Below are 22822 nucleotides of genomic sequence, written 5' to 3' on the forward strand. Positions count from 1 at the left end.
GAGGATTTCAACAGAGCCAAGAACTCGAAGACTACTACGAGAGCGAAATTAACCACGGCCGACTGTATCCCAATCTCGATACGCTCGTTGAGAAAGGACTCATCGAGAAAGGCACGCAAGACCGACGAACGAACATCTACACACTCACTCGCCGCGGCCGCCGTGAACTCGAGGACCGCCAAGAGTGGGAACAGAAGTACGTCGAGCCGGCAGAAACCTCGTCAGCATAGCTCCGTTCTGGTCCCTGAACAGGCATTGGTACCGAGAAACGAGTCATCAGAGCTGTTGTCGTCACTAACCATCAGTGGCTATTTTGATATTATTGTTGGTTAGCGGCGTTACGCAAAACTGGTTACCCGACATGGATTCTCTCTGGTGGGCCGAGGACGCATAGTGGCTGTACCGTGCTTACGCCGTTGCCTCGTCCGAACTCTCATCTGGAGCCACAAGCGGGAGGTCGATATCAATCGCATCGTACCAGACCGATGGTCGCTTCGATTGCCCATCGTCGACGAGATCTATGAGATGGAGTTCCTCCAGCTCCTTCAGATTCCGATGCACTTGGCTAATGTCTCGATCAACGAGCCGAGCCGTCTCACTGATACTTCCGGGGTCGTGTTGGACAATCGCTCGTAAGAGCTCGAGGATTTCGGCGCCGATGTCGATCATCGCGACCGCGATTCACGGCTCGATCAACCGGAAGCGAGTGAGTTCGGCGTCGACGACCGACCCGAAGTTGAGCAACCATCTGAGGGCGATCAGTCGACGCTCTTCGCTGATACAGACGAAAGCCAGCAGACTCTCACTGGCGCCGACGCGGCCGCTCGCTGTCTCTTTGAGAACAAATACGCTGATAATTCCTCAGCAGGAGGAGAGGACACAACTGGCGTTTAACCAACAACACAAGGCTCATGGAACACGTGTTGGTTAACAGCTGAGTTCGCCTCGGTTTTTCGCCCCTCCGAGAGGGTGCAGGGCGGCCGGAGTCGCCCTCGCCACTTCCAACTCATGTCGACCGACACTAGCCCCAGCAGTAGCAGTGCGCGTAAATTGCCTCGGGGTCAAGCCCCGAGGCTTTCGCGTGGACTCCCGTTCTATGCCTCAGCCGAGGCAGGGGGTTTGTACTCCCCACTCACGTTCAGCGTCCCGCGATTCAAGCGCACATCTACGGGTGCGCCTCCATCGTCTGCGTTTTGCCGACGACGGAGATACTGTAAACCGATGTTCTTCGCAGCGTTGTAGTCAGCATGGTTCTCGTACTCGCACTGCTGACACCTGAACATCTCACCCGACCGATTGTCCGGGTGGGTAAACCCACATGTTGAACATCGCTTCGACGTATTGCGGGGGTCAACCTGTACGACTTCGACGCTGTGTTCTTTGGCTTTGTATTCGACGTACTCGTAGAGACGTCGGAACGCCCAAATGTGTTGCCACGTCGCTTTCGAGACGTTCTCCCGAATGTGGGTTAACTCCTCGAACACGACGTGCGAACAATCGTGTTCGACGGCCTCCCGGATAAGCTCGTTCGCCACTGTATGGAGGTGTATCTCGAACCGTCCGTACTCTTTCTGTCCGACGCTCGCGATGTTCTCGTGAGCGTGTCGAGAACCGCACTGCTGTAATGATGCACGGCGTTTCTCGTACTCCCGACGCCAGTGGTTGAACTCGTTTGCCGACCAGAATCGCCCCGTCGAAGCAACGGCGAGGTTGTTCACGCCTAAATCCACACCAAGGACTGTTCTGTGCTTGGACTCGGATTCAGACGATTCTTCGTCTGCTTCGATTTTCCGCATTGAGGCGTGGAGATACCACTCACCATCCCGATACTGCAAGTGCGCCATCCGAAACTCGAAATCCTCGTCGGAGACGTACTTGGTTGGCGGTGTCTCCGACTCATCGGGCAGGATGTAATTACACTCGACGCGCCCGTCCACGGTTGAAAGGGAAACGTGATCGCGGTGGAACGTCGCACTTCGTTTGTCGTAGACCGCGCTGTCTGACGAGAAGTACGGTTGCGACGTGGTTTCGTCGCGTTTGAGGCGTTCGACGCCGCTTTTGACGGCCTCGACTGCCCTACGAATCCCTTTCTGGACGAGGTTCGCGGTAAGGTCTGTTTCGTCGCGGAGTCGGTCGTAGAGGGCTTGTTCGGCTTTCTGTTTGGAGGTAACGTGGTATCCGTCGTCGCCGTGCCAGCACCATTCGCTGGCGGTGTTGGCGCAGTGTTTGAACTGCTCGACTGTCTCTCGAAGGGAGTCGCCGGTTCCTTCGGGAGTGTCAAGTTTGATGACGGCGGTGCGACGGTATTCCACTGTGATTTCACATATACAGCTGGTGTTACTTATGTGCGTGGGAGTCGGGTTGTCATTGTACCGTGGTTTGTGTCATCGGTTGTCGGCTTCCTCCGCGACCTCAAGGGTCGGGGCACCCGCCTCGACCGCCTGTGAAATTGCTACTGCCAGACAAGCCGACAGCGTGGCGTTCCTTCATCGGGTACCATACGCTATAGATGCCTACAGGCTCGGATACGTACCCGGGTTCCGAGAGGACTGTGGGTATCAACAGACCCAATTCAATCACCTCGACATCCCTGTCGGGATGTTGGATAACGACTTTCGGAACCCCGATCTGGACCGGTTCGTCGATCGGTTCTTCGAGCACGAACCACAGATCGGTGTCATCGGCGACGTCTACGAACGCGACGACGTGGACGCCCACGTCGCCGCAGCTCGCGAGATTCAAGCCAGCTACCCCGAGGCTGATCTCATCATCGTCCCCAAGTGCCGCGAGGTGATCGACGCGATTCCGGACGACCTCGTCCTCGGCTACTCCCGAGGCTACGCCGACCGCCTGGCTCACGAGTTCTCCGACCCGGCTGATTGGAGAGGGCGGCGCATCCATATCCTCGGCGGGAGTCCGCCGAAACAGCTCAACGTCATCGAGCAACTGACCCGACCGACGCTCACGGACGACCCACCGGCCGACATTGTCGGTCTCGACTGGAACGGACTCCATCGCGGCGCACAGTTCGGCGAGTTCTGGACAGCTGACGGCTGGGACGACAGTGGACGCGACGCCGACCACGTCACGGTTCGCAAGACGGTCCGCCACAGTCTCGCCCGTCTCAAGGAATTCTGGCAGGCCCAAGGTGTTTGCCCCGAATCGACACCACAGGACGACTCCTTCGAGATCGAGTATGAGGGTCCATCACCGAGCGATCTCGATGGTGCCGCTTGTACCGAATGCGGAGCGAACGTCTGGACGACTTGCCGCGGTCCCTTCGTCGCTGAATACGACACCGGCGCCGTCTGTGGCTACTGCAGTTACGACTGCTACCTCACCCATCGCCATCGAAACAACCTGGAGGAGATCGCCGGCGAGCAGAGCGTCTACTTCCCACCCGCGTGACGCCACGGTCAGTTTGTCGTGCCCTCCAGAGAGGGCGAGGGCTCGATCCAAAAAGTCCTCGCAGAAGGTGATTTTCCGTGAGTCAACAACAGAGTGCTGACAACGTCTCCATCGACGACATCCCGATCGATATCGCCACTACGCAATCAGAACACGTCGAACCCGCCGACATCCCCGACGAAATCGAGTCCATCACCCGTGGGCTCGCCGGTGAGCACCCACCTACGAATCCGCTCATCGTGCTGAAAGCGGCGCGCTGGTGGTACCTTCACGGCAAGGGCGGAACGGATCCCGCCTTCCAGTGGGCTATCGAGTGGGCGCGACACCTGGCGACCGACACGCCCAGCGACATCGAACGCTTCGACGATTTCCTCGAGTATCTCGTCACAGTCGGCTTCGCTGACGAACCCCACGAACTCCGGTAACCGCGAGCGGTTTTTGTGCGCCCCGAGGGGTGCGGCGCGTTCTGAACAGTTGCAGTCGCGGACAACTCGATTTGGTGACTACAATGGCTACAACGAGTAATGCGTCGGTGTCCTTCGAGGAGACCGACACACGGTCCGACGAGATGAACAGTACCATCGAACAGTGGATCGACGAGCTCGTCGCCGGCGTCGACGACGCGCAGGCCAGCGAGGAGTTCCAAGAGTGGCTTGATGTTCAGTCCCGGTTCCACGACTACTCGCATCGAAACACACTCCTCATCAAACTCCAGTGTCCCGAGGCGACGAAGGTCGCGGGGTACAACACCTGGCGGAACGACCTCGACCGGCACGTCCAGGAGGGCGAACAGGCGATCTGGATCTGGGCACCGATCATCGCCAAGCAGTGCCCGGCGTGCGAAAACTCACCGAGCTACCACGAGCAGAGCGACTGTGACTACGACGAAACACCGTCCGAGGAGTGGTCCAAAGGCCTGGTTGGCTTCAAGCCTACATCTGTCTTCGACGTCTCTCAGACCGAGGGTGAGCCGCTTCCCGAGCTCGAAACCGAGGCCACTGGGGACGGCGAGGGGTTGGTGCCCGCACTCACGGCTGCCGCTAATGACCTCGGCGTGACTGTGGAGATCGTCGACCCTGCCGAATGGGACCATGGCGACGCGAAGGGTATCTGTAAACATCGAAGGACAGACAATGACCGCCCTGTCGTCGAAGCGAAAGCCCGTGAGAATCAGGCCGACCTTGCGGTGACACTCGTTCATGAGTACGCTCACGCGCTGCTTCATGACGATGTCGACGACGCGACTGAGCGCGCGAAACGGGAGGTGGAAGCCGAAGCTGTGGGATACATCGTTGGGCGGTATTTCGGCCTCGATACGAGCGGCTCAGCGTTCTACCTTGCCGCGTGGCAGGACGACGACTCGGCGATCCTCCAGGAGCGTCTCAGTCGAATCAGTTCGTCCGCACAGGAGATCATCGGCGTGGTTGCTGAGGACTGACCCAACATCCCTTCCGTTTTAACCAACAAACGGAGGTAACTACTGTTCTTTGTTGGTTAAGTCTATCAGCGCCCGCCGAGGGGCGGAGGCGCAGTCCTGTCTCCACGGATTATGAGTGAACCGTATCTGTCCGCTGTCCTCGAGAAAGCGGAACGAGTTGCAGAACAGCACAGCCAAATCGCTCGCTCGACGGATCATCCAGCACACGAGTACCTGCGGTACGCCGTTCTGCGGCTGCTCGAAGGGGAGACTGACGAGACGGCTGCGGACATCCGCGAGATCGACGGCGTGACCGTTGGGTATGGAGAGGATGAATCGATGTTCGACAGTTGGGGTGGCGACGTCGAGTGGTGGGAGACGGTGCCGCCCCGAGAGGAGTGTACCCGTTTCCGGATTTTCTACCCTGACGAGTGCGAAATCGTCCCGCGCGTAATCGTCGACGTGATGGCGGCGCTCGGCGCGTGGCGCGTGTGGGCTGGGAACGCCGCAGCCTGTGGCTCCTACGATCATCGCGAGCGTCACGAAGTCCATTATCTCTGGCCGAAAGACCATCCGGTGGAGGAACTGCTCCACGAGCGGCTCAGTGGCCCTGCGGAAGCCGTCGCTCCCGACGGTGGCCGAACGGGCGACGTTCGCGACCGACTGGTCGTCGACGAGAACACACAGTCGCAGGACGATCTCGAGCCCCGCACGAAGCGTGCCGTCGCCGAATCGATGGACGTCTCGCTCCTTTCGAAAGGTGGCCGCTACGAGGTGCAATCCGCGTCCGGCAACAGGTACGAAGTCGACGTCGTCGACAAGTCGTGTACCTGTCCGGACTGGCAGCAGCGCTCACCTGAAGGTGGCTGTAAGCACCTGCGTCGCGTCGATCACGAAATCAAACGGGGCCGCGTTCCTCGACCAGACGGCCGCCTCCCGGCTGATACGGACTGAACCTGGTTAACCAACAAAACTATGGATTGAGAATCCGTGTTGGTTAACACGGGAACAGCCGATGTCCTACGAACCCCCGACCCCACCGGCGAACCTCCCAACGGAGATCGTCAACACGCTCAACGAAGCCACATCGGATCATCTTCGGGACGCTGCCAGCTACGCCGAGGCGTTGGCCGAACACAAGGAGCGTGAAGCTCGTCTCAAGGAGGAAGCGGACGACGCCAACGTCGAGGAGCGTCCCGATAGCCTTCCGGACGACGTGCCGGCGAAGGCGACCATCACGATCAAGGAAATCAACGACAATCGCTACTACTACTGGCAGTGGAGAGACGGAGATACGGTCCGTTCGAAGTACAAGGGGCCTGTCAACCCGGACGATTAGAAAGACTCCGTTAGAGTCTAGCTACGATCCACCCCCCGTATTCGAAGTGTAAACTAGTAACTGGATGATAAGGCGTAACAACCGAATGCCGTTTTTCACATCGGTGGTGGGGGGTGAGGCCACCAGATTACACTTCGATGCCGGGGTGTCGTCCGTACCGCTTACACTTCGACAAAGGGGAGGGAAAATCGATAGTGTCGACTACAGACATGAAAAATCACAGGAGAGCGTGGAAGTTCCCGTTACACATCGATAACGGGGGGCTCTCCGTTAGATATACTTCGGTGTCGGTTACAGCACAGAGGCCATAGATCAGCCGAATACGGTGGATAGATTGACCAGACGGAACAGATAAACATCGAAGGAGGTGAATCTTTTTAACGCCTCGGCGTACAGCAAGCGTATGGCCGGTAGTGATCAGGATGGAGCGGACCAATCTACCCTCAAACAGGAATCTCATTCTGGAACTGACGCAGAACACGTAGAAGCCGGTGTAGAAAATGATGCCGAAGACTTGGAGTCCGAGCAAGACCGAGCAGTGTCGGAAGGCAATACTCAGCGGTCGATCCGGGATATGCTGGATGACGAGGGAGAAACATCGGTTTTTGTCAATCGAGACCTCGTCGAGCCAGACACAATTATCGACGAGGAGCGAATTGTCGGCCGTGATGATCAACTCGAGGCTGTAGTCTCGTATCTGAAACCCACACTCCAGGGAAATCGTCCTCCGAATATGCTTCTCTACGGTCCTGCCGGGACAGGTAAATCCCTCATCATCGGCGCAGTCACGCAACAGATTGTCGATCTCTGCCAATCCAAGGGTGAACGTTTCGGCGTTGTCAATATTAACTGCCAACCGATCAACACCCTCGATCAAGCCGTCTTTGAGCTCGTCCAAACCGTCGCAAGCGATGTCGACGCAGAAGTCGGTGTCCCGGAAACCGGGGTGTCGACGAAGCGCAAGTATCGACGCTTGTACGAACTCATCAATGAGCACTACGACTCAGTTATTTTCATCTTGGACGAGATCGACCTCCTAGTCGGTCGACGAACGAATGAAGAGCCTGCCTACTCGAAACTGCTCTATCAACTGTCGCGAGCGAGTAACACGAACGAAATTGAGGGTCAAGTATCGGTCGCGGCACTAACGAATGACCCCAAATTCATGGAAGATATCGATGGTCGTGCCGAGAGTTCGTTCAATCCTCGGGACGTCTACTTCCCTGATTATGACGCGAACCAACTCCGACAGATACTCGAGAACCGGCGCGATGCCTTCCGGCCCAACGCCTTAACCGACGACGTGCTACCACTCGTATCGGCATTCGCAGCCCAAAGCCACGGAGACGCACGAAAGGCTATCGACCTATTCCGTGGTGCCGGTGATCTCGCGGACGAACGTGATGATGAGAAAGTCCGCGAAGAGCACGTTCGTGAATCCCAAGAAGAAATCGACAAGGATCGTTCGCTGAAGCTGATTGAGGGACTGACGACCCAGAAAAAGATCTCCCTGTACGCGACCGCCTCAGTTGCCTACCTTTCCAATTTGTCCGGAAGTTCGGTACCGAGTCCAGTCGGCTTTAAAGTCTATCAATGGGTTACCGACGAGATTGATGCTGACCAGATGACACGGGAGACTTACGTCAAATACGTCAAAGAACTCTCCACTTATGGTCTCATCTCCACGGCTCGAAAAAGTCGAGGACGTGGTGGGGGGATGTATATGGAATTCACGTTCACGGGCGAACCGGAAGCAATGATGAATCGGATCGTCGACGACACTCGCTTGGGAGCGATTGCCGATCAAGAAGACATCCTTCAGTCGGTGGTCAACGCCCAGCTAAGAGAGTTCCACAAGTAGGACTACATCTTCAGAGGAAGGCTCTCGAAACACACCCCCCGTCTTCGATGTGTAAACCGAGTCTTGTCAGGAGTGGTATTGAGCTCAATGGGCCGGTAACGAATTAGGCGTCGGGTCAGTACAGAAGACTACCTCTGAAACAGCTCGAATGTAGAACCCCCTCCCCCCGTCATCGAAGTGTAAGTGAGAGCCGTAAGGCTATAAGGAAAACACGTTTCGAAGTGTATACCAACGGTAGAGCAGCTTAAAGCTACATATTCACGGAGAACAGTACCTTAGAATCGGCTGGATCTATCACTCGGTTTGTCGAAGTGAACTTCTCTTTTCCTCGTGATTAGGTGTATTACGGCTATGGTTGCCACGCAGTTCATATAAAACTTTGCCAGACAATAGCTTATCTTGAGTTTAGACCTGATTAAGATGTTTGAGAACGTCTCCTACGTATTGACGCCCATTCTTCCTGTTTCTACTGATTTCTTGTTCTAGCCCCCTCCCCTTCCGTAGAGTTTTACACATCGATGACGGGGGGAGGGAGTGGACTGTCCTCCCGCTATGTAGATCACTCGTCACCGTGTGCAGCGAATGACATCACATTCATCTCCCGTGTCTTAGCGAGTTCACGTCGAATCACTGATCGGTCCCATCCGAGCGATGAAAGCACGCTCTCAACCGCTCTGACCAGCTGCGTTTCGTAGTACGAGGCGTCGTAGGTCTCGATCTCCTCGTGGGCGAGGGCGACCCCGTCTCGCGAGCTCTTCTCGTCGTCGACGACCACGTACTCGATATCCTGTCAAGATGGATGGCGAGGTCCTAGCCACGAGCTCGTTCGAGCGCCCCCATATTCTGGATATCCTACGTATAGCCTTCCAGCGGCTCGGAGACACGATTCCGCTCGACGAGCCCCTCCACTGCTACGTTTCCGGCTTCAACTCGTCGATTGCTCGTTCGAGACGTCCGAGCACCGGGTCCAGTGACCACGTGGCATCGAGCCTGTCGAGACAGTCCCGCTGGACATCCTCGATGAACGGCGGGGTTGAGCGCTGCTGGGCTTCGATACCTCTGATCTTGAACTCGTCGTCGCCGTTGAGTTTTTCCGAAGTACTTCGTCAGTGCGTCAACGTCGCTCTCGCGCTGCGGGACGAACGCAACTCAGTCGTAGTGGGCTTCGTGTTCGAGTCGAATCTCGACGCGTTCCGTGATCCCGTCGCGAGCGTCTCGATGTCTTCGCGCTCATCGTCGTCGACGTCGGGGTCCGGGGTCACCCAGATGGAGTCGACGATGCCGTGGACGACGCGCCAGCCGCCGGCTTCCAGCCGTTGTTTCGCCGTCAGCAGAATTTCGTGAGCGAACGCATTGATTGCCTCGTGGCACTCGATGCGGCCGAACTTCGCGTTGCTGAATCCTTGATAGCCGAAGCAGGCGACGAGGATCCACTTCAGCGCTCCTGACCGTCCCTCGAGTTCAGCTAGGCGGTCCTCGTCGGGTCGTCCCGATCATCTCGGGACGGATGTCCTCGATGCTATCGTTTCCCGGTTCTAGTCCTGGTCTTGCTTTGCCAATTCACGGATCTTCTCTTTCGTTTCTTCCTGATGTTCACCGAACGCCACCTCGAAAATACCCCTATAGAAATGTTTGTTTTTCTCGAGCGTGATGTCTTCTCGCTTTAATTGCTTCTTTAATCGTGTGAATGTAATCTCAATGTTCTCACTCTGTTCCGGTTCAACATATATCGTGGCCGAATCCCAATCCTCTCTGATGTTCAATGGTTCATCGTCTGATTTCTGGGTCGACGGTTTATTCTCCGCAGCGGGGGTGGCACTCTGTTGACCTGATTGCTCTTCGGTTGCTGTTGTCGGGTCACTGTCCCGGCTTTTTGCGTCCGGCATGGCCTCCGTCGGCTCGTCATCGACCGTGGCTTCCTTGTCGTCTGCTTCTTCTGACGGATCCTCAAATCGCTCGTCCATTCCTCGGGGCATCCTTACACCTCCACCTGCGTCTTGTCGAACGCTCGTTCCATTGTCTCAGCAACCTCCAGGAAGAGCTCGCGCTCGACTTGCTGGTCGTTCGCGTCTTCCCACTCGAAAATATCGCAGCCGTTGTCCCACGCGCGCTGTATCGCCACCCGCATTGGGAGTTTGAAAATCGGGGCTAGTGACGCATATGACTCGTCGAATGCATCCAGGAACTTCTGTGACTGACCATCATCTCTATACATATTTGCCAACAGTCCAACGATTGCAATCTCGATCTGTTGATTATCCTCGATGGATTCCAGCTGGTCCCAGAGATCGTCTAGGGCATCTCGTGATGTGGCTTGGGTTTGTGCGGCCAGGAACACGTTCTGCGCCGCGATAAAGGCTGCATCCGTCAGCACCGAGAGATCAGGTGGGCAGTCGATCAAGATAAAATCGTAGTCGTAACCGTCGTCCACTAACTCTTCGAGGGCAACTTTCAACGAGAGACGAGCGCCTGCGTCGTCCATCCAATCTCGGGCAAGCCCCATGTCCTTGTGGCTCGGCACCAGATCGAAATTTAGGTGTTCGTACTCGTCGCTGTGGATCATAATTTCTGAAAGCGTCGTGTCGTCCGTGCGCGGGTTGTCGACGAGGACGTCAAGAAGATTTGCGTCATCGGTAGCGAGCGTATTTGGAAGGTCGTTCTTCGGGCTTGAGGGGTCGTTGTCGTCGCCCGGGCCGAGTCCCAGGCCTTTCGTCATATCGGCCTGTGGATCCATATCAATCGCGAGGACATCGTGATCTCGCGAGGCCAGTGCTGCGGCGCTGTTTATCGTCGCCGTTGTTTTCCCAGTCCCGCCTTTCTGATTGCCGAAGGCGATCGTGGGGATACCAGTCGATGGTGTGACGCCCCAGCCACGGGGTGACTCGGTCATAGTTCGATCATTGATTCACTGATTCATAAATCTACGCCAGACATCGAATCTCGTTCTGGAAATTCTAAAGGTCCGTATTCCGTGGTATAAACCGCTAACAGGCGGTTTTGGTGATGTATTTGGTGGGAATCAAAGAATCACTGATTCATTGACTCAACACATCCTGGAATCCCCGCTTTGCTGGGTCCTCGTGGAATGGAGGTTGCTACTGCAGTTGCTGAATGAGTGACTCTGCGCTTCTCGGAGTGGGGTATTCATTGAATCCCTATTTCTTGGATTCACTGATTCATTGATTCACTGACTCCATGACTCGCCACATCCTATTGGATTCCAAGAATCAAGTACTCCTTAACTCCTTGATTTATGGCTTCAGTCAACTGCTCCACGCACGGTGGCGCGGGGCTTGTCAGTGAACTCGGCCTCTGCCGACAGTTAGTCGGACGGGACGAATCCCCGGTTCGGCGTCACGGTTCCTGACTTCAGGGCGAGTTGACCGTCGCCCGTCCGCCGCGACGACTGTAGGCTCCGACGGATATACCGCCACCTAACATTCTTCGCTCCAACATAGTCCGCATTCGCTGTCGCACCACATTTCTCGCATTCGAATTCCGCTTGCCTGGCACGGTTCCCTTCGCTCGTGTGTCCACACTCGGGACACCGCCGACTCGTGTTCTCCGGATCAACGTACTCCACACAGATGCCTTCTGCATCGGCCTTGTACTCCACGAGGTCAACGAGTTGTCGGTGCGCCCACTGGTGGAACTCCTTCACCGGGGGCGCACGTTCCCGAATATGCCGCAGGTTCTCGAACGCGATGTACGCGCAGCTGTGTTCCAACGCTTCTTCGATGATGTCGTTGGCCACGCGGTGCAGCACATCCCGAACGTAGCGGGACTCCCTGCCGCTCATCTGCTGGATGGTACGGTGTGCGGACTGCGTGCCGGTCTGTTGGAGGTTGCCGCGAATCCGCTCGAACTCCCGGTGTCGATGTCCAAGTTCTCTGCCGGACGCGAAATAGGCCGTCGAGGTCGTGGCGATATTGACGATGCCGAGGTCGACGCTGTGAACTGTCTTGTCCTCGTCGTCGCCCTGTTTTTCGACCTGTTTCTCGGGCTTCGGTTTGCGAAAGCCGAGATGTAGGTAGTAGTCGCCATCACGCCGAGAGAGCGTGGATTCGGTGAGTTCCCAGTCCTCGTTGTTGAGGTACTGGTGTTGGTAGCCACCTTCGTCGTCCGGCAACGTGAGATCGCACCGAATACGGTCGTCGACCGTGGAAAGTGAGACTGTTCCGTCGTCAAATAGTGTCATCGTCCGAGTGTCGTATTTCACAGGCGGTACGAGGCGGATGTCCCGACCCTTGAGGTCGGGGAGGAAGCCGACACTCGATGAAACTAACTACGTTCTATAGATAGGCCAGCTCCCCCCCACTCTACTAATAAACTTTTATTAGGCAACAAAGGTAAATGTGAGCCACAGATGGACGATGCGCTACGACGCACCGTGCCGGTCAAACTCGACGTACCAGAAGAGCGTCGTGGCGACCTCCATCAAACCAAAGCTCAGTTCTTGCACTGCGCCAACCGCACGAGCGAGTGGGCGTGGCGCTACGACGACTACTGTGTCACCAACAAGAGCAAAGCCGAAAACGCCCTGTACGACGAGTTGCGCGAGGAAACCGACCTCACCGCCAACCTCGTCCAGAAAGGCATTCGACGCGCCATCGAAGCCGTCCAAAGCGGCGTCGAGAAACTGAAGCAAGGCGAACAAACGAGTCAACCCGAGTTCGACTCGTGGAGCGTCGTCTACGACAAACGCTCTGCGTCATTCAACGACGACTACGCCACGCTCTCTACCCCCGACGGCAGAGTCACTGCTGAATACGTCCTCCCACCCGAGGACGAACGCGAAGACACGCCGTTCGGCAGGTACTACGAGAGTGAGGCGTGGGATGCGTCGATCGCCACGCTTCAGTACGACGAACAGGAGGATGCGTTCTACCTGCATGTCACGCTGAAGAACCCGAACTACGAGGGTGACGGAACGGAACGCCAAGAAAGCGAGTCACGTAGTGAGGGTGCCGAGAACGGAGTGGTTCTCGGTGTTGACCTGAACGTGACTGGCGCGTTCGCTGTCACCTCCACAGGCGAGTTCATCGGCAGTGCGGACTCCCTCACCCACAAGCGCAACCAGTACGAACAACGCCGCGCCAAACTGCAACAGACGGGTACACGGTCGGCTCACCTCACGATGCAGTCCATCGGCAGTCGGCTCTCGGATTGGTCATTGGACTGGCTCCACAACCGCGCCAACGACCTCATCACGGAAGCCCAAGACGCGGACGTGGACGGCATCATTTTCGAGACCCTTGACCACATCCGCGAGAACATTGCGAACGGGTCGAAGTTCCAGCAGTGGGCCTACGCGAAGTTCGTGGAACTCGTCGAGTACAAGGTCGAGTCTACGGAGTTGTTCGTGGATACCGTGAATCCGGCGTACACGAGTCAGCGTTGCTCGCACTGTGGGTTTACCCACGAGGACAATCGTGACGACAAGGCGTTTGAGTGCCAATCATGTGGGTACGAAGTGAACGCGGATTACAATGCCGCGAAGAACATCGCAAATCGGTACTGCGGGTATATCCATCGCGAGCAGAAGTCTCGCGGTGGATGGGCCACCAGTCAACTGGCCCTCAAGTCAGGGACGTTGAGCGTGAACGGCGACTACACGCCTACCGAACTACTCGGTTAGAACGGGAGTCCACTGACAAGCCTCGGGGCTTGACCCCGAGGTGGTTGACGGAGAATATACGTGTAGAGGCGAGCGAGCCGTGGCTCTTCGAGTAGCTGTGCCACTGACATAAGGCCATTAACGGCGCATTCGAGGTCCCCCGTCGCTTTCGACATACAATACATAATTCGTATACTGTATAATAACGATTAGGTTGCAACCGAAGTCGGAGGCGTCCAAGTATCACATTTCGCTTGGTTCGAATGCAGCAGCCAGCTGATCGCGCATATACTTCCGGCAGAGCGTGCGGGCCCGGGAATCTGAGAGATAATTCTGCAGGACGACGTCGGCACTCGCGCTTCCTTGTTCGGCCGCAATTTCGTCGGTATCATCGATCCCCGCCGACAGTCGCTCGTCTGCGGCTGATTCCTCAATCATTCCAGCATCAATCACGGTCAACGAGACCCCCAATTGACTCAACAATGGTCACGCTATCGGGTGTTTTTCGAGGTTTTGTTGGAGCTTCGCCAAACACTTATTGTGTTGGGTACTGTCCCAACACGTAGGGAATGCCGCAAGAGCCGCTCTTCCAGTACACGCACGTCGAGGCCGGCCTGGTCGAGAACGTCGTGCTTCGGCCGACTGATGACACCGAGACATACCCCTCAGGCTGGAAGTACACGCTCCACTTGGGCACACTCGATGACCTCACGCTCGTCCGGTATGACAACTCGCACGAGGACACGAAGGGCCACGAGCACCACACCGCGGCCGGTGACAGAGACGACGTCGAATTTCCCGGGATGGAAGACCGACTCGTCGAGTTCTGGGCAAGCGCGGACGAGTACTGGGAGGCCGTCGGCGGCAACCCGCCCCGACCACACTGATCGAACACCACCCGACCAACCGACATCCTGACTATGACCACGCTCCAGATCACCGTCGGCGACCGAGAACAGCTTCGCCAAGACACGCTCCAGTTCGTCCAGGACATCGACGCTGACGACCTCGACAGCCAGGATGGAAAAGCGACGCTCCAGTTCGGAACCTACGACGACTTCGTTGACAGTCTTACCCCACTCCGCCTCGAGCTCATCCGGGCGATCGCGGAGGAGACTCCTGAGAGTATGCGCGAGGCGGCCCGTCTCGTCGATCGCGATGTGTCTGATGTCCACTCGGACCTGAAGCAGCTCGAAGTGCTGGGTATCCTCACTCTCGAAGCGGGCGGGCCCAGCGGCGCGATCCAACCCGTTGTCCCGTTCGATCGGATCGAGGTTCACATCGACTACCCGCTTATCGATCGCGACGACGCCGATAGCGCCCCGGCGAGTGCGTAGCACGAGAACTTAGAGATACGATTATAGAGAATCGAGGAGAATACCTGACCCTTTAGGGTCAGGATGAATCCGACACCACATTCCACAGTCCACCGTCGATGGCAGGGATGGATATTCCTCCGTTCTCAATCCGAATATTTACAAATAAAGTCAGTATAAGTGATTATACAAGCGTTCCACGGATGCTGGAAGTCCACCGCACCCACCGAGCAAAAATCCTCAACCACGCGCAGGTAGAGGAACCGCTCGACCGTCACGGATGGAGTGCCAGCAAACTCTGGAACGTCGCCAACTACCACTCCCGAGAAGTGTGGGAGGAAACAGGCAAAATACCCGATCATGAGGAGCTGAAACACGAGTTGAAGACTCATAACAAGTACAAGGGATTGCATTCGCAGTCCAGTCAGCGGGTTCTGGAGGAACTCGCTGAAGCCTTCAACTCGTGGTACTCCTCGGACGACAATCGGGACAACCCACCCGGTTACCGCAAAGAAAACTACTACGATACCGAGGGCAACCGTGTCCACGAAGAACACCCGCGTTCAACGGTGACGTGGAAGCAGAACGGCATCCGCCACGACACCAAAAACAACCGCGTCAGGCTGTCAAAAGGAGCGAACCACAAGGAACACCCAAAGGCGTGGGAATACATCCTTGTCGAGTACGAGACACGCCCCGGTGTCGAGGTTGAGAACCTCCAACAGGTTCGCGCCGTCTACGACCAGCAGAACGAACAGTGGGAACTGCATCTCGTCTGCAAAGACGAAATTGAGACGCCCGATACGCCTGGAACAGAGACAGCGGGTATCGATCTCGGCATCAGCAACTTCGCCGCCGTTGCCTACAGTACTGAAGACGCCGACTTGTACCCCGGCAACCGTCTGAAACAGGACGGGTACTACTTCCCGAAAGAAATCGCTAACTGCGACGATTCAGGCGGTGAACGAGCGACTCGATTACACAAGAAGTGGTCGGAACGGCGCACGCACTTCTTCCACTCCTTGGCGAAACACATCGTCGAACGCTGTGTCGAGAAAGAGGTTGGTCGCATTAACGTCGGTAACTTAGAGGGAGTCCGGGAGGACGAGAACGGCAACTCGAAGAACTGGGGTCGGCATGGGAATCTTGACTTGCACGGGTGGGCATTCGACCATTTCACCTCGATTCTCGAATACAAGGCGAAAGTCGAGGGGATCGAGGTCGTGGAAGTGTCCGAGCGAGACACCTCAAAGACGTGTTGCGTGTGCGGTCAGGAAGACGAGAGTCAGCGTGTCGAGCGAGGCTTGTACGTCTGTAAGGAGTGTGACGCGGCGTTTAACGCTGACGTGAATGGGGCGGAGAATATTCGTCTCGACCTCAACGCAAGTAACTCCGAGTCTGCGCCCAGTTTGGGCGGGGATAGGAGTACCGGCTGGTTGGCACAGCCCGCAGTCTACCTTCATGACTTGTCCAGCGGATTCCAACCGCAGGCACAAGTGGTAGACTGCAAACCCTAATATCCCAACCTCGGGATTCCTCCGCGTTCACGCGGAGGAGGATGTCAATCCTTGTGTACACGTGAGCGGTACCAACTCCGAACGACAACTCACAACCTGCCGTCAACGGCGCGCTGGTACGCGGTCACGGCTTGCTGGGCTATCGGTTCCGGTCGTACTATTGGGTGTGTTCCACCCGTGATGTCCGTACGCGGGCACCACCTAGTGCGGTATCGAGTGTCTCCGTGAGGAAGCCGGCGTCGGCGATTACCCCATCGGTGGCGACATTGAGGACGAACTGGCGCGTGTGGAGACAACTGATCCCATTCGGGCGAATCCCCATACACAGTGCAAGGATCAGAAGGCGCTCACTAGAGTTATCGGATGTCTGGCGGAGTACACGAATGTGCTCGGTGGCGAGATATGGAGTACCGGCATCGTCATTAACCAACACTAACTGTGGAATAGACGAATTTGTTGGTTAATATCACGTTCTTCCGGGGCCGCGGCGAAGAGCCCTACAAAAAATCAGTACTCGTCTGTGAACACTACAGCGCTCTCATTTCGTGGCAAACGTTTACGGTTTCTAGTTTCGTAACTCTATACAAGATGAGCTACGATACAGAACACGTGCGGAACGCGGGGGACACTCCGGGGATGATCACCGGAATCCCGACATTCGCAGAATTACTCGAGAACCCATCTCTCGCTAGCCTCTATACATCGATTCGGGGGTCAGCGACTGCCACGGGGCCTGAACTCGTCGAAGCAACGACTGTCTCGAAAAAGACGGTGTACGACTATCTCCATAAGCTGGAGAAAGCGGGCCTAATCAGCCAGGTTGGCGACGATGCCGGGACTGCTGTATACACCGCTGAAGAGTTTGAACTGACATTGACGGTTCGCGAGACGGAAGTCTCGATTACTCCCGAACTTATCGAGGTGATCGCACAGAAGAACGAGTACCCCGCGATCAAACGGGTTCTCGAAGATCACGGTATCGTCACGTTCGCGCTCACATACGATCTCGTGAAAGCACACAGTGAGGGGGATGTCACAATCCGGCAGATCGCGAGCCTCACAGACCTTTCACCTGGAACTGCGTATGATCTCGTCGAAGCGCTCTATTCGATTCTCGATCTAGGTGACGACGAGCCGGCCCCGACGACGTACACACCAGATGACTTCGACGAGGACGAAGGCGACCTCCTCGAGGAATTTGCCGACAAGTAGACCGAATACGGGGATGTACACTGCGAATATTGCGGACACGGTGATGTTTCGGAATTTAGGGAAGCATCCCAGTCCGCGCTTACAGTCGCTCAAGAGTGCCGTTGAGGAAGCCGGAACAGAGATTTGGGTGCCAGCCGCGGTCTACCACGAACTGGCGGATACTGGGAGTGCCGACTCACCGACGAATCCGTACCTCGATGCGGCTGTCGAAGAGGGGTGGCTTCGGGTAGCCACACCGCTACCAGGTGATCGCACAAAGGGGTTCGATAGTAGTGCTGGGCCGGTTGAGAAAGCCCGGTTCGTTACAGATGGGTTTCTTAATCAGCAGAGCAAGTATCCAGAGACCAACAACTGGCAGGATGCAGCGTTGGTCGCGTTGGCAGTTCGATTGTTCGATGCGAATGCTCGTATCCGTGTGATTACCCACACAGCGGACGAAAATCTGGCAAAGGCGTGCGCTCGTATCCCTCCCGAATTCGGGTACTACGATATCAAATCCCGATACTACAACCCGCCTCAGACAGCAAAATCTGAGTTTCCAACCGTTGACCAGGTCACGTGGGATGGGTAGAGAAAGTTGTGGTGACAGCTTCGATGGCTAACCAACGAAGAGGGGGTCTTCTCCGTCGAGATTATCAATCAGCGTGGGCCTCTTTGACGACTTCGAGCCGGTGGATGCTGTCGAGACGGACACAGCCGAAGTCAAGAGCGAGTTCGGAACGGAGTGATGCCGGTCACTCCCCTGGGCACCACGTCCTCTTTGCGTGCCACTAGAGATAGAGACAGTCAGCGAGATCTTCATCTGGACGAATGAAGGCCACAATCTCTGCAGTGATATCAAACCGTGCCGGGAATGCGCCCGCCGCCGAGATCGGCTCGTCAATCTCGCTGATGTCCATAACCGGTTTTGACCGCTCGGTTTCGAACTCCATCCACTCGTACGGCAACAACAAGAAAACCGCGTTATCGGCATCTACGCCACCCCCTATGAGCTTCTTCGCCGAACACTTCCCAGCCTCTCCGATAATGTGGAAACCGTTATCGAAATATGCGACGTCGGCACGACCGTTCGAGTACCGCCGCTCGAAACACGTGTACGCTATATCTCGGTCGATAACTCGCCACTCATCCTGCTCCCACTCCTCCAGCGGACGGGCAACATCGTGCCCGAACTCGTAGAGAAAATCCGCAAGCACGACCTTCAACCGTACGTGCCTGAAACTCTCGCTTGAATCCTGCTCGTGGATCTGGATCCAGTGTTTCTGGGCCGTTGTTTCGTACTGTATCGCGTACGCCTCCAAATCACCGGACTCCAAGACTGCCGAGATATCGATGGTCTCCCGTCCGTTACCCCGGTTGTGAGACGTGAATGCGTTACTCGCTCGTTCCGGACTTAATCGGGTGATCGAGATGTTCTCAGCTGACATCGTCCTCGGTCGTGGTTTGTTCGTCGATTACCTCGAACGCGTCACTCGCGACCTCTGCCTGCTCGCTCGCCTCAATGTGACTGTACATTTTGGATGTAGTGGATGGGTCTTCGTGGCGGAGCGCACGTTGAGCCGCCGAAGCACCCTCTGCGCGATAGAGGGCCTCGCCAGCACCGCGGCGCGCTCCGTGCGGTTTCAAGTACTCGTGCTCGCCCTCGACAGGGATCTCGCCCTCCTTGCAGAGTCGGCGGAAGATATTCCGAACGGTCTCCGTGGTGATCGATGGCGGAGAAATCTCATACCGACGTAGCACTGCCTCTGGACCGTTCGCCTCGAGTTCCGACTCCAAGCCATCTACGCGCTCGCTGAGCTCCGAACGCGCACATTCGTATAACGACGGCACGTGCCGCGTCGGAAACACCGGCCACTCCTCCGTCGGTGGATCGAGAATCCTGCGATACCGCTCTACAGCCGGGCGGGCCTGACTCGGTAACTGTACTTCTTCACCAGCTGTCTGACTCTTTCCCAGGACCCGAATCACACCCGCTTCGGGATCCACGTCCGCCCACGTGACTCCTATCCGGCGCGAATCATTGGGATCACGGAGGAGCTCAGCGCTCCGCGCACCCGAGTACGCAAACAGGTAGACGAGCGCCCGGTCCCGAGCTTCCTCCACAGCGTCGCTTCCTCGCTCGGAAATCGCGTCGTGCGCACGCTTATCCACGTACTGAATGAACGCTGTTCTCTCCCGCGGACTCCAGAACTGCTGGAGGTTACTGTCCGCGCCGAGCGATGCATCGGGCAATTCTTCCATAGCGGGCTTGTGCTCGGCGGGATTCTCCTCGCGATATCCCCACTTCACGCAGTAGGTGAAGAAGGCGCGGACGAGCGCGTAGTACTGCTGGGCGGTCCGTCCCGTGATACCAGCCTTATCGTCTGGATCCGCGACGCGTGCGTCGGCTCGACGATGGAGGTGTTCGGCGTACTGCATCATTGTGCGTCGCGAGACGTCGCGTACGGTCTGGATGGAGTCGGGCGTCCAGTCGATGAACGTTGTGAGGACACGGTCGGCTTCGCGGGCGTAGTTTCCCCCGCCACCGGGCTTGCTTTTCTTCTGAACCCACTCTTCGACCGCTTTAGGGAGGGGTTTGTGGGTGTCAGCATCGGTTGGCTGTCGTTCGGCCATTGGGTTGGCTCTTGGTACGGCGGCGACCTACTAGAATCTACTTGTGCTTATTCGATTAAGCACAAGTGGAACGTACGGGGAAGCTAAACCCGCGATATTGGTGTGCACAGAACTCCTATACCCAGAACCCGTCCCCGAATACAGATAGTAAATCGTATGACGCTATATAGAGAATTCGTGGCGCTGCCACTTGTTGAACATTCGTATTGTTCGGCACATTCAATGATTTTGCCCGCTGCCAATCGTGGGGAGCATTGTGGTCGCAAGATTTCTCTCCGTCTCAGCCTCGCTGAACTAGCCAAATGCCGTTAGATTTCACTATTACTATATGAATGCGATAGTAGTCACGGTATGTGCAAGACAATCGAATCTTAGTGACGGGTGGCGCGGGGTTCATTGGATCGAATCTCGCGAACTACCTCGCCACCGACAACGACGTCGTCGCGCTGGACAACGGCTACCTCGGCACTTCGGAGAATCTCGACGACGCAGTCGAGTACGTCGAAGCGGACGTGCTCGACGACGACCTGCCGACCGAGGGCGTCGACGTCGTCTACCACCTCGCGGCGCTCTCGTCGCGACAGATGCTTGAAGAGAACCCCCGCGAGGGCGCTCGCGTGAATATCGAGGGGTTCGTCAACATCGTCGAGCAGGCCCACGACGACGGCTGCGACACCGTCGTCTACGCGTCGACGTCCTCGGCGTACGGTAGCCGCACCGAACCCAGTCCCGAAGATATGGACCTCGAAGCCGCCACCGGCTACGACGCGTCGATGCTCGGCCGGGAGCGCTACGCGGAGTACTACAACAACTTCTACGACGACATCACGTGTGCGGGGATGCGCTTCTTCTCAGTCTACCAAGGATACGGCGGCAACGAAGGCCACAAGGGCGAGTACGCCAACACCGTCTCCCAGTTTGCGGACAAAATCGCGAACGGCGAGTCGCCCGTGCTGTGGGGTGACGGCACGCAGACGCGGGACTTCACGCACGTCGACGACATCGTCCGCGGGCTGGTGACGACCGCCGAGCACGAACTCGCTGGCGTCTACAACCTCGGTACCGGCGATGCGTACTCGTTCAACGAGATGGTTGACCTCATCAACGACGCTCTCGGCACGGCCGTCGACCCCGAATACGAGCCCATTCCCTTGGAGAACTACGTCCACAACACGTGCGCGGACATCTCCAAGATTCACGAGGAGACCGGCTGGAAGCCTCAGATTAATTTTGAGGAGGGCGTCCGCCGGGTTTGTGCGTCCTATATGGAGGATGACTGACGAGCCACTTCGTGCCACTGTCACGCAGCGTGGCGTTATGATCGCCCCAGATGACGAGATCCTCATTGTGCGGCGCGCAACCGATGGTGGGTGGGAATTGCCAGGCGGCCGTGTCGATTGCAACGAAACCGCGGCTGCGGGCCTCCGCCGCGAACTCACCGAAGAGACGACACTTGACCCAACCATTGTAACGCCGGTCCACACGCTCGTCTGGCAGAACGAGACAGGTAACGGCCGCTTTGCCGTCTACTACTACTGCCGAACCAGCCAGCGTTCCGTGTCGCTATCGTCTGAACACGATGCCTACCGGTGGAACACGGTTGACGAAGTGCGGTCACAGCTAAGCGACCCACAGCAAATCGCCGTTGATGAAGCTCTCACCCATCACCGGAAAATGAACTCCGAGTGAACTAGCTCTGTCTACTCGCCGCTTTTAGCCGCTCCTTGAGGCAAGAGCTCCTATCTTAAGGACGCGCTTTGCAGACACAATCCCAGTATCCCCAGGAAGCGGCATCTTGACATGCGTTCCTTCGGACTGATTTCGGCCTGGATCGGAGACGTTTCGCGGCGCGTCCGTCACACGTTACACTACGGTGCATCCGTCTTGGGTGCGTTTTGGTCCGCTGATCGGGGTTCCTTGGTCAGTTCGACCGCCGTATCGACTGAATATACACGAGGACGAGAAGCGGCCGATTATGGGTACGAAAATATATTGTTCTACTCAGATATGTCGTGTCACCGATGGTACACTGATGAATCGTCGGTTGTACCACTTGCCGTTCTCCGCTTTTCAGTTCTCTACGTCGTACAAGGCGTCAAGAAACTGGATTAGAATGTGACTTCTCTCGACAGCCTTCCGGTTGTGCGGACTGTGCGACGGCAGATATCAGGGCTGTGGAAACCCGTCTGCCCGAGGCTACAGGCCGATGTCGGGTGGGGGTGTCTGACTAAACCTCGGGCCGGTTCACTTGTTTCTCTCCGGCACTCGGTCGTTCTTTACAGCCTGTCTCGCTCCTCCCATATTCCGTTCCATTTCTGTAACTCCACGCATTACCGCATCGAGACCGACCCAAAGGACGATCCCGATGGCGGCAACGAGCAATACTATTCCCAGTAGAATTCTTGTATATGACATCTCTAAATAGAGATTACAAGAGGAGGGTAATCAAATCCACTATTGAATTCGTACCTATCGACGAACATCGGAGGAAATGATTCATACTTTACTATCCTCGACACGGG

At 56.6% G+C, this 22822-nt stretch carries 20 protein-coding genes and 5 pseudogenes; 16 read left to right on the plus strand and 9 right to left on the minus strand.

Translation table 11 applies throughout. From position 1 onward, the window contains the following. Positions 1 to 17: 17 nt before the first annotated feature. Positions 18 to 230, plus strand: a pseudogene (locus B4589_RS17645) (PadR family transcriptional regulator); the annotation flags it as partial. Positions 231 to 408: 178 nt separating this feature from the next. On the opposite strand, the gene B4589_RS17650 reads toward B4589_RS17645, so the two are convergent. After that, the gene (locus B4589_RS17650; protein ID WP_248898265.1) at positions 409 to 669 is read right to left on the minus strand and encodes a hypothetical protein; all 261 of its coding nucleotides are present in this window, start codon (positions 667 to 669) and stop codon (positions 409 to 411) included. Here B4589_RS17650 and B4589_RS18380 point away from each other — a divergent pair. Then, a pseudogene (locus B4589_RS18380) lies at positions 640 to 894 on the plus strand (hypothetical protein); the annotation flags it as partial. The gene B4589_RS17650 and the pseudogene B4589_RS18380 overlap by 30 nt on opposite strands. Before the next feature lie 200 nt (positions 895 to 1094). Here B4589_RS18380 and B4589_RS17655 read toward each other — a convergent pair. Next, positions 1095 to 2312 carry an RNA-guided endonuclease TnpB family protein gene (locus B4589_RS17655; RefSeq protein WP_079235461.1) on the minus strand — a complete coding sequence of 406 codons (1218 nt, stop codon included), beginning with the start codon at positions 2310 to 2312 and terminating at the stop codon, positions 1095 to 1097. A 79-nt stretch (positions 2313 to 2391) separates the two neighbouring features. On the opposite strand from B4589_RS17655, the gene B4589_RS17660 reads away from it, so the two are divergent. The 6 genes from B4589_RS17660 (at position 2392) to B4589_RS17685 (ending at position 8025) form a co-directional block, all read left to right on the plus strand. Next, on the plus strand, positions 2392 to 3408 hold the full coding sequence (locus B4589_RS17660) for a DUF6610 family protein (RefSeq protein ID WP_079235492.1): 1017 nt from the start codon (positions 2392 to 2394) through the stop codon (positions 3406 to 3408). A gap of 77 nt (positions 3409 to 3485) precedes the next feature. Beyond that, on the plus strand, positions 3486 to 3833 hold the full coding sequence (locus B4589_RS17665) for a hypothetical protein (protein WP_079235459.1): 348 nt from the start codon (positions 3486 to 3488) through the stop codon (positions 3831 to 3833). An 83-nt stretch (positions 3834 to 3916) separates the two neighbouring features. Then, the gene (locus B4589_RS17670) at positions 3917 to 4846 is read left to right on the plus strand and encodes an ImmA/IrrE family metallo-endopeptidase (protein WP_079235458.1); all 930 of its coding nucleotides are present in this window, start codon (positions 3917 to 3919) and stop codon (positions 4844 to 4846) included. A 111-nt stretch (positions 4847 to 4957) separates the two neighbouring features. Then, entirely contained in the window at positions 4958 to 5779 is an 822-nt protein-coding gene (locus B4589_RS17675; RefSeq protein WP_079235456.1) for an SWIM zinc finger family protein, read from the plus strand. Between the two features lie 61 nt (positions 5780 to 5840). Continuing rightward, entirely contained in the window at positions 5841 to 6164 is a 324-nt protein-coding gene (locus tag B4589_RS17680) for a hypothetical protein (RefSeq protein ID WP_079235455.1), read from the plus strand. A 574-nt stretch (positions 6165 to 6738) separates the two neighbouring features. Then, positions 6739 to 8025, plus strand: coding sequence for an orc1/cdc6 family replication initiation protein (locus B4589_RS17685; RefSeq protein WP_176330579.1), 1287 nt, complete (start codon positions 6739 to 6741; stop codon positions 8023 to 8025). 559 nt (positions 8026 to 8584) lie between these two features. On the opposite strand, the pseudogene B4589_RS17690 reads toward B4589_RS17685, so the two are convergent. From B4589_RS17690 to B4589_RS17710, 4 genes and pseudogenes are all read right to left on the minus strand, one after another. Further along, positions 8585 to 9509: pseudogene (locus B4589_RS17690) on the minus strand (DNA polymerase domain-containing protein); the annotation flags it as partial. Between the two features lie 51 nt (positions 9510 to 9560). Beyond that, entirely contained in the window at positions 9561 to 9989 is a 429-nt protein-coding gene (locus tag B4589_RS17700; protein WP_176330578.1) for a hypothetical protein, read from the minus strand. A gap of 14 nt (positions 9990 to 10003) precedes the next feature. Beyond that, the gene (locus B4589_RS17705; protein ID WP_079235452.1) at positions 10004 to 10915 is read right to left on the minus strand and encodes a ParA family protein; all 912 of its coding nucleotides are present in this window, start codon (positions 10913 to 10915) and stop codon (positions 10004 to 10006) included. A 432-nt stretch (positions 10916 to 11347) separates the two neighbouring features. Continuing rightward, positions 11348 to 12244 (minus strand): annotated as a pseudogene (locus B4589_RS17710) (RNA-guided endonuclease InsQ/TnpB family protein); the annotation flags it as partial. A gap of 147 nt (positions 12245 to 12391) precedes the next feature. On the opposite strand from B4589_RS17710, the gene B4589_RS17715 reads away from it, so the two are divergent. Further along, positions 12392 to 13663 carry an RNA-guided endonuclease TnpB family protein gene (locus B4589_RS17715; protein WP_079235451.1) on the plus strand — a complete coding sequence of 424 codons (1272 nt, stop codon included), beginning with the start codon at positions 12392 to 12394 and terminating at the stop codon, positions 13661 to 13663. A 44-nt stretch (positions 13664 to 13707) separates the two neighbouring features. Here B4589_RS17715 and B4589_RS18385 read toward each other — a convergent pair. Further along, a pseudogene (locus B4589_RS18385) lies at positions 13708 to 13818 on the minus strand (transcriptional regulator TrmB); the annotation flags it as partial. 393 nt (positions 13819 to 14211) lie between these two features. Here B4589_RS18385 and B4589_RS17720 point away from each other — a divergent pair. The 5 genes from B4589_RS17720 (at position 14212) to B4589_RS17740 (ending at position 18258) form a co-directional block, all read left to right on the plus strand. Further along, positions 14212 to 14529 (plus strand): DUF6516 family protein, encoded by a 318-nt coding sequence (locus tag B4589_RS17720; protein ID WP_015310253.1) that lies wholly within the window; start codon positions 14212 to 14214, stop codon positions 14527 to 14529. Positions 14530 to 14562: 33 nt separating this feature from the next. Next, positions 14563 to 14979 carry a transcriptional regulator gene (locus B4589_RS17725; RefSeq protein WP_079235449.1) on the plus strand — a complete coding sequence of 139 codons (417 nt, stop codon included), beginning with the start codon at positions 14563 to 14565 and terminating at the stop codon, positions 14977 to 14979. Between the two features lie 182 nt (positions 14980 to 15161). Beyond that, entirely contained in the window at positions 15162 to 16475 is a 1314-nt protein-coding gene (locus B4589_RS17730; RefSeq protein ID WP_079235448.1) for an RNA-guided endonuclease TnpB family protein, read from the plus strand. A 588-nt stretch (positions 16476 to 17063) separates the two neighbouring features. Then, positions 17064 to 17687 (plus strand): helix-turn-helix domain-containing protein, encoded by a 624-nt coding sequence (locus B4589_RS17735; RefSeq protein ID WP_079235447.1) that lies wholly within the window; start codon positions 17064 to 17066, stop codon positions 17685 to 17687. Positions 17688 to 17700: 13 nt separating this feature from the next. Then, positions 17701 to 18258, plus strand: coding sequence for a hypothetical protein (locus B4589_RS17740; RefSeq protein ID WP_079235446.1), 558 nt, complete (start codon positions 17701 to 17703; stop codon positions 18256 to 18258). Between the two features lie 199 nt (positions 18259 to 18457). Here the strand turns inward: B4589_RS17740 and B4589_RS17745 are convergent, their stop codons facing one another. Together B4589_RS17745 and B4589_RS17750 are read right to left on the minus strand one after the other, a co-directional pair. Beyond that, positions 18458 to 19114, minus strand: a complete 657-nt coding sequence (locus tag B4589_RS17745; RefSeq protein WP_079235444.1) for a hypothetical protein — start codon at positions 19112 to 19114, stop codon at positions 18458 to 18460. Continuing rightward, positions 19104 to 20300 carry a site-specific integrase gene (locus tag B4589_RS17750; protein WP_079235443.1) on the minus strand — a complete coding sequence of 399 codons (1197 nt, stop codon included), beginning with the start codon at positions 20298 to 20300 and terminating at the stop codon, positions 19104 to 19106. The genes B4589_RS17745 and B4589_RS17750 overlap by 11 nt, the downstream gene beginning before the upstream one ends. 353 nt (positions 20301 to 20653) lie before the next feature. Between B4589_RS17750 and B4589_RS17755 the strand changes: the two genes are divergently transcribed. Together B4589_RS17755 and B4589_RS17760 are read left to right on the plus strand one after the other, a co-directional pair. After that, positions 20654 to 21580 carry an NAD-dependent epimerase/dehydratase family protein gene (locus B4589_RS17755; protein WP_079235442.1) on the plus strand — a complete coding sequence of 309 codons (927 nt, stop codon included), beginning with the start codon at positions 20654 to 20656 and terminating at the stop codon, positions 21578 to 21580. Continuing rightward, positions 21573 to 21989 carry an NUDIX domain-containing protein gene (locus B4589_RS17760; protein WP_079235441.1) on the plus strand — a complete coding sequence of 139 codons (417 nt, stop codon included), beginning with the start codon at positions 21573 to 21575 and terminating at the stop codon, positions 21987 to 21989. Before B4589_RS17755 ends, B4589_RS17760 begins: the two co-directional genes overlap by 8 nt. Positions 21990 to 22822: the final 833 nt, after the last annotated feature.

It is taken from the genome of Halolamina sp. CBA1230, assembly GCF_002025255.2.
GTDB lineage: Archaea > Halobacteriota > Halobacteria > Halobacteriales > Haloferacaceae > Halolamina.

Bases quoted from the DNA above. Each gene is read 5' to 3' on its own strand.
- B4589_RS17650 (WP_248898265.1), bottom strand. From the start codon at position 669: ATGATCGACATCGGCGCCGAAATCCTCGAGCTCTTACGAGCGATTGTC.
- B4589_RS17670 (WP_079235458.1), top strand. From the start codon at position 3,917: ATGGCTACAACGAGTAATGCGTCGGTGTCCTTCGAGGAGACCGACACA.
- B4589_RS17675 (WP_079235456.1), top strand. From the start codon at position 4,958: ATGAGTGAACCGTATCTGTCCGCTGTCCTCGAGAAAGCGGAACGAGTT.
- B4589_RS17680 (WP_079235455.1), top strand. From the start codon at position 5,841: ATGTCCTACGAACCCCCGACCCCACCGGCGAACCTCCCAACGGAGATC.
- B4589_RS17685 (WP_176330579.1), top strand. From the start codon at position 6,739: ATGCTGGATGACGAGGGAGAAACATCGGTTTTTGTCAATCGAGACCTC.
- B4589_RS17700 (WP_176330578.1), bottom strand. From the start codon at position 9,989: ATGGACGAGCGATTTGAGGATCCGTCAGAAGAAGCAGACGACAAGGAA.
- B4589_RS17705 (WP_079235452.1), bottom strand. From the start codon at position 10,915: ATGACCGAGTCACCCCGTGGCTGGGGCGTCACACCATCGACTGGTATC.
- B4589_RS17715 (WP_079235451.1), top strand. From the start codon at position 12,392: ATGGACGATGCGCTACGACGCACCGTGCCGGTCAAACTCGACGTACCA.
- B4589_RS17720 (WP_015310253.1), top strand. From the start codon at position 14,212: ATGCCGCAAGAGCCGCTCTTCCAGTACACGCACGTCGAGGCCGGCCTG.
- B4589_RS17725 (WP_079235449.1), top strand. From the start codon at position 14,563: ATGACCACGCTCCAGATCACCGTCGGCGACCGAGAACAGCTTCGCCAA.
- B4589_RS17730 (WP_079235448.1), top strand. From the start codon at position 15,162: ATGCTGGAAGTCCACCGCACCCACCGAGCAAAAATCCTCAACCACGCG.
- B4589_RS17735 (WP_079235447.1), top strand. From the start codon at position 17,064: ATGAGCTACGATACAGAACACGTGCGGAACGCGGGGGACACTCCGGGG.
- B4589_RS17740 (WP_079235446.1), top strand. From the start codon at position 17,701: ATGTACACTGCGAATATTGCGGACACGGTGATGTTTCGGAATTTAGGG.
- B4589_RS17745 (WP_079235444.1), bottom strand. From the start codon at position 19,114: ATGTCAGCTGAGAACATCTCGATCACCCGATTAAGTCCGGAACGAGCG.
- B4589_RS17750 (WP_079235443.1), bottom strand. From the start codon at position 20,300: ATGGCCGAACGACAGCCAACCGATGCTGACACCCACAAACCCCTCCCT.
- B4589_RS17760 (WP_079235441.1), top strand. From the start codon at position 21,573: ATGACTGACGAGCCACTTCGTGCCACTGTCACGCAGCGTGGCGTTATG.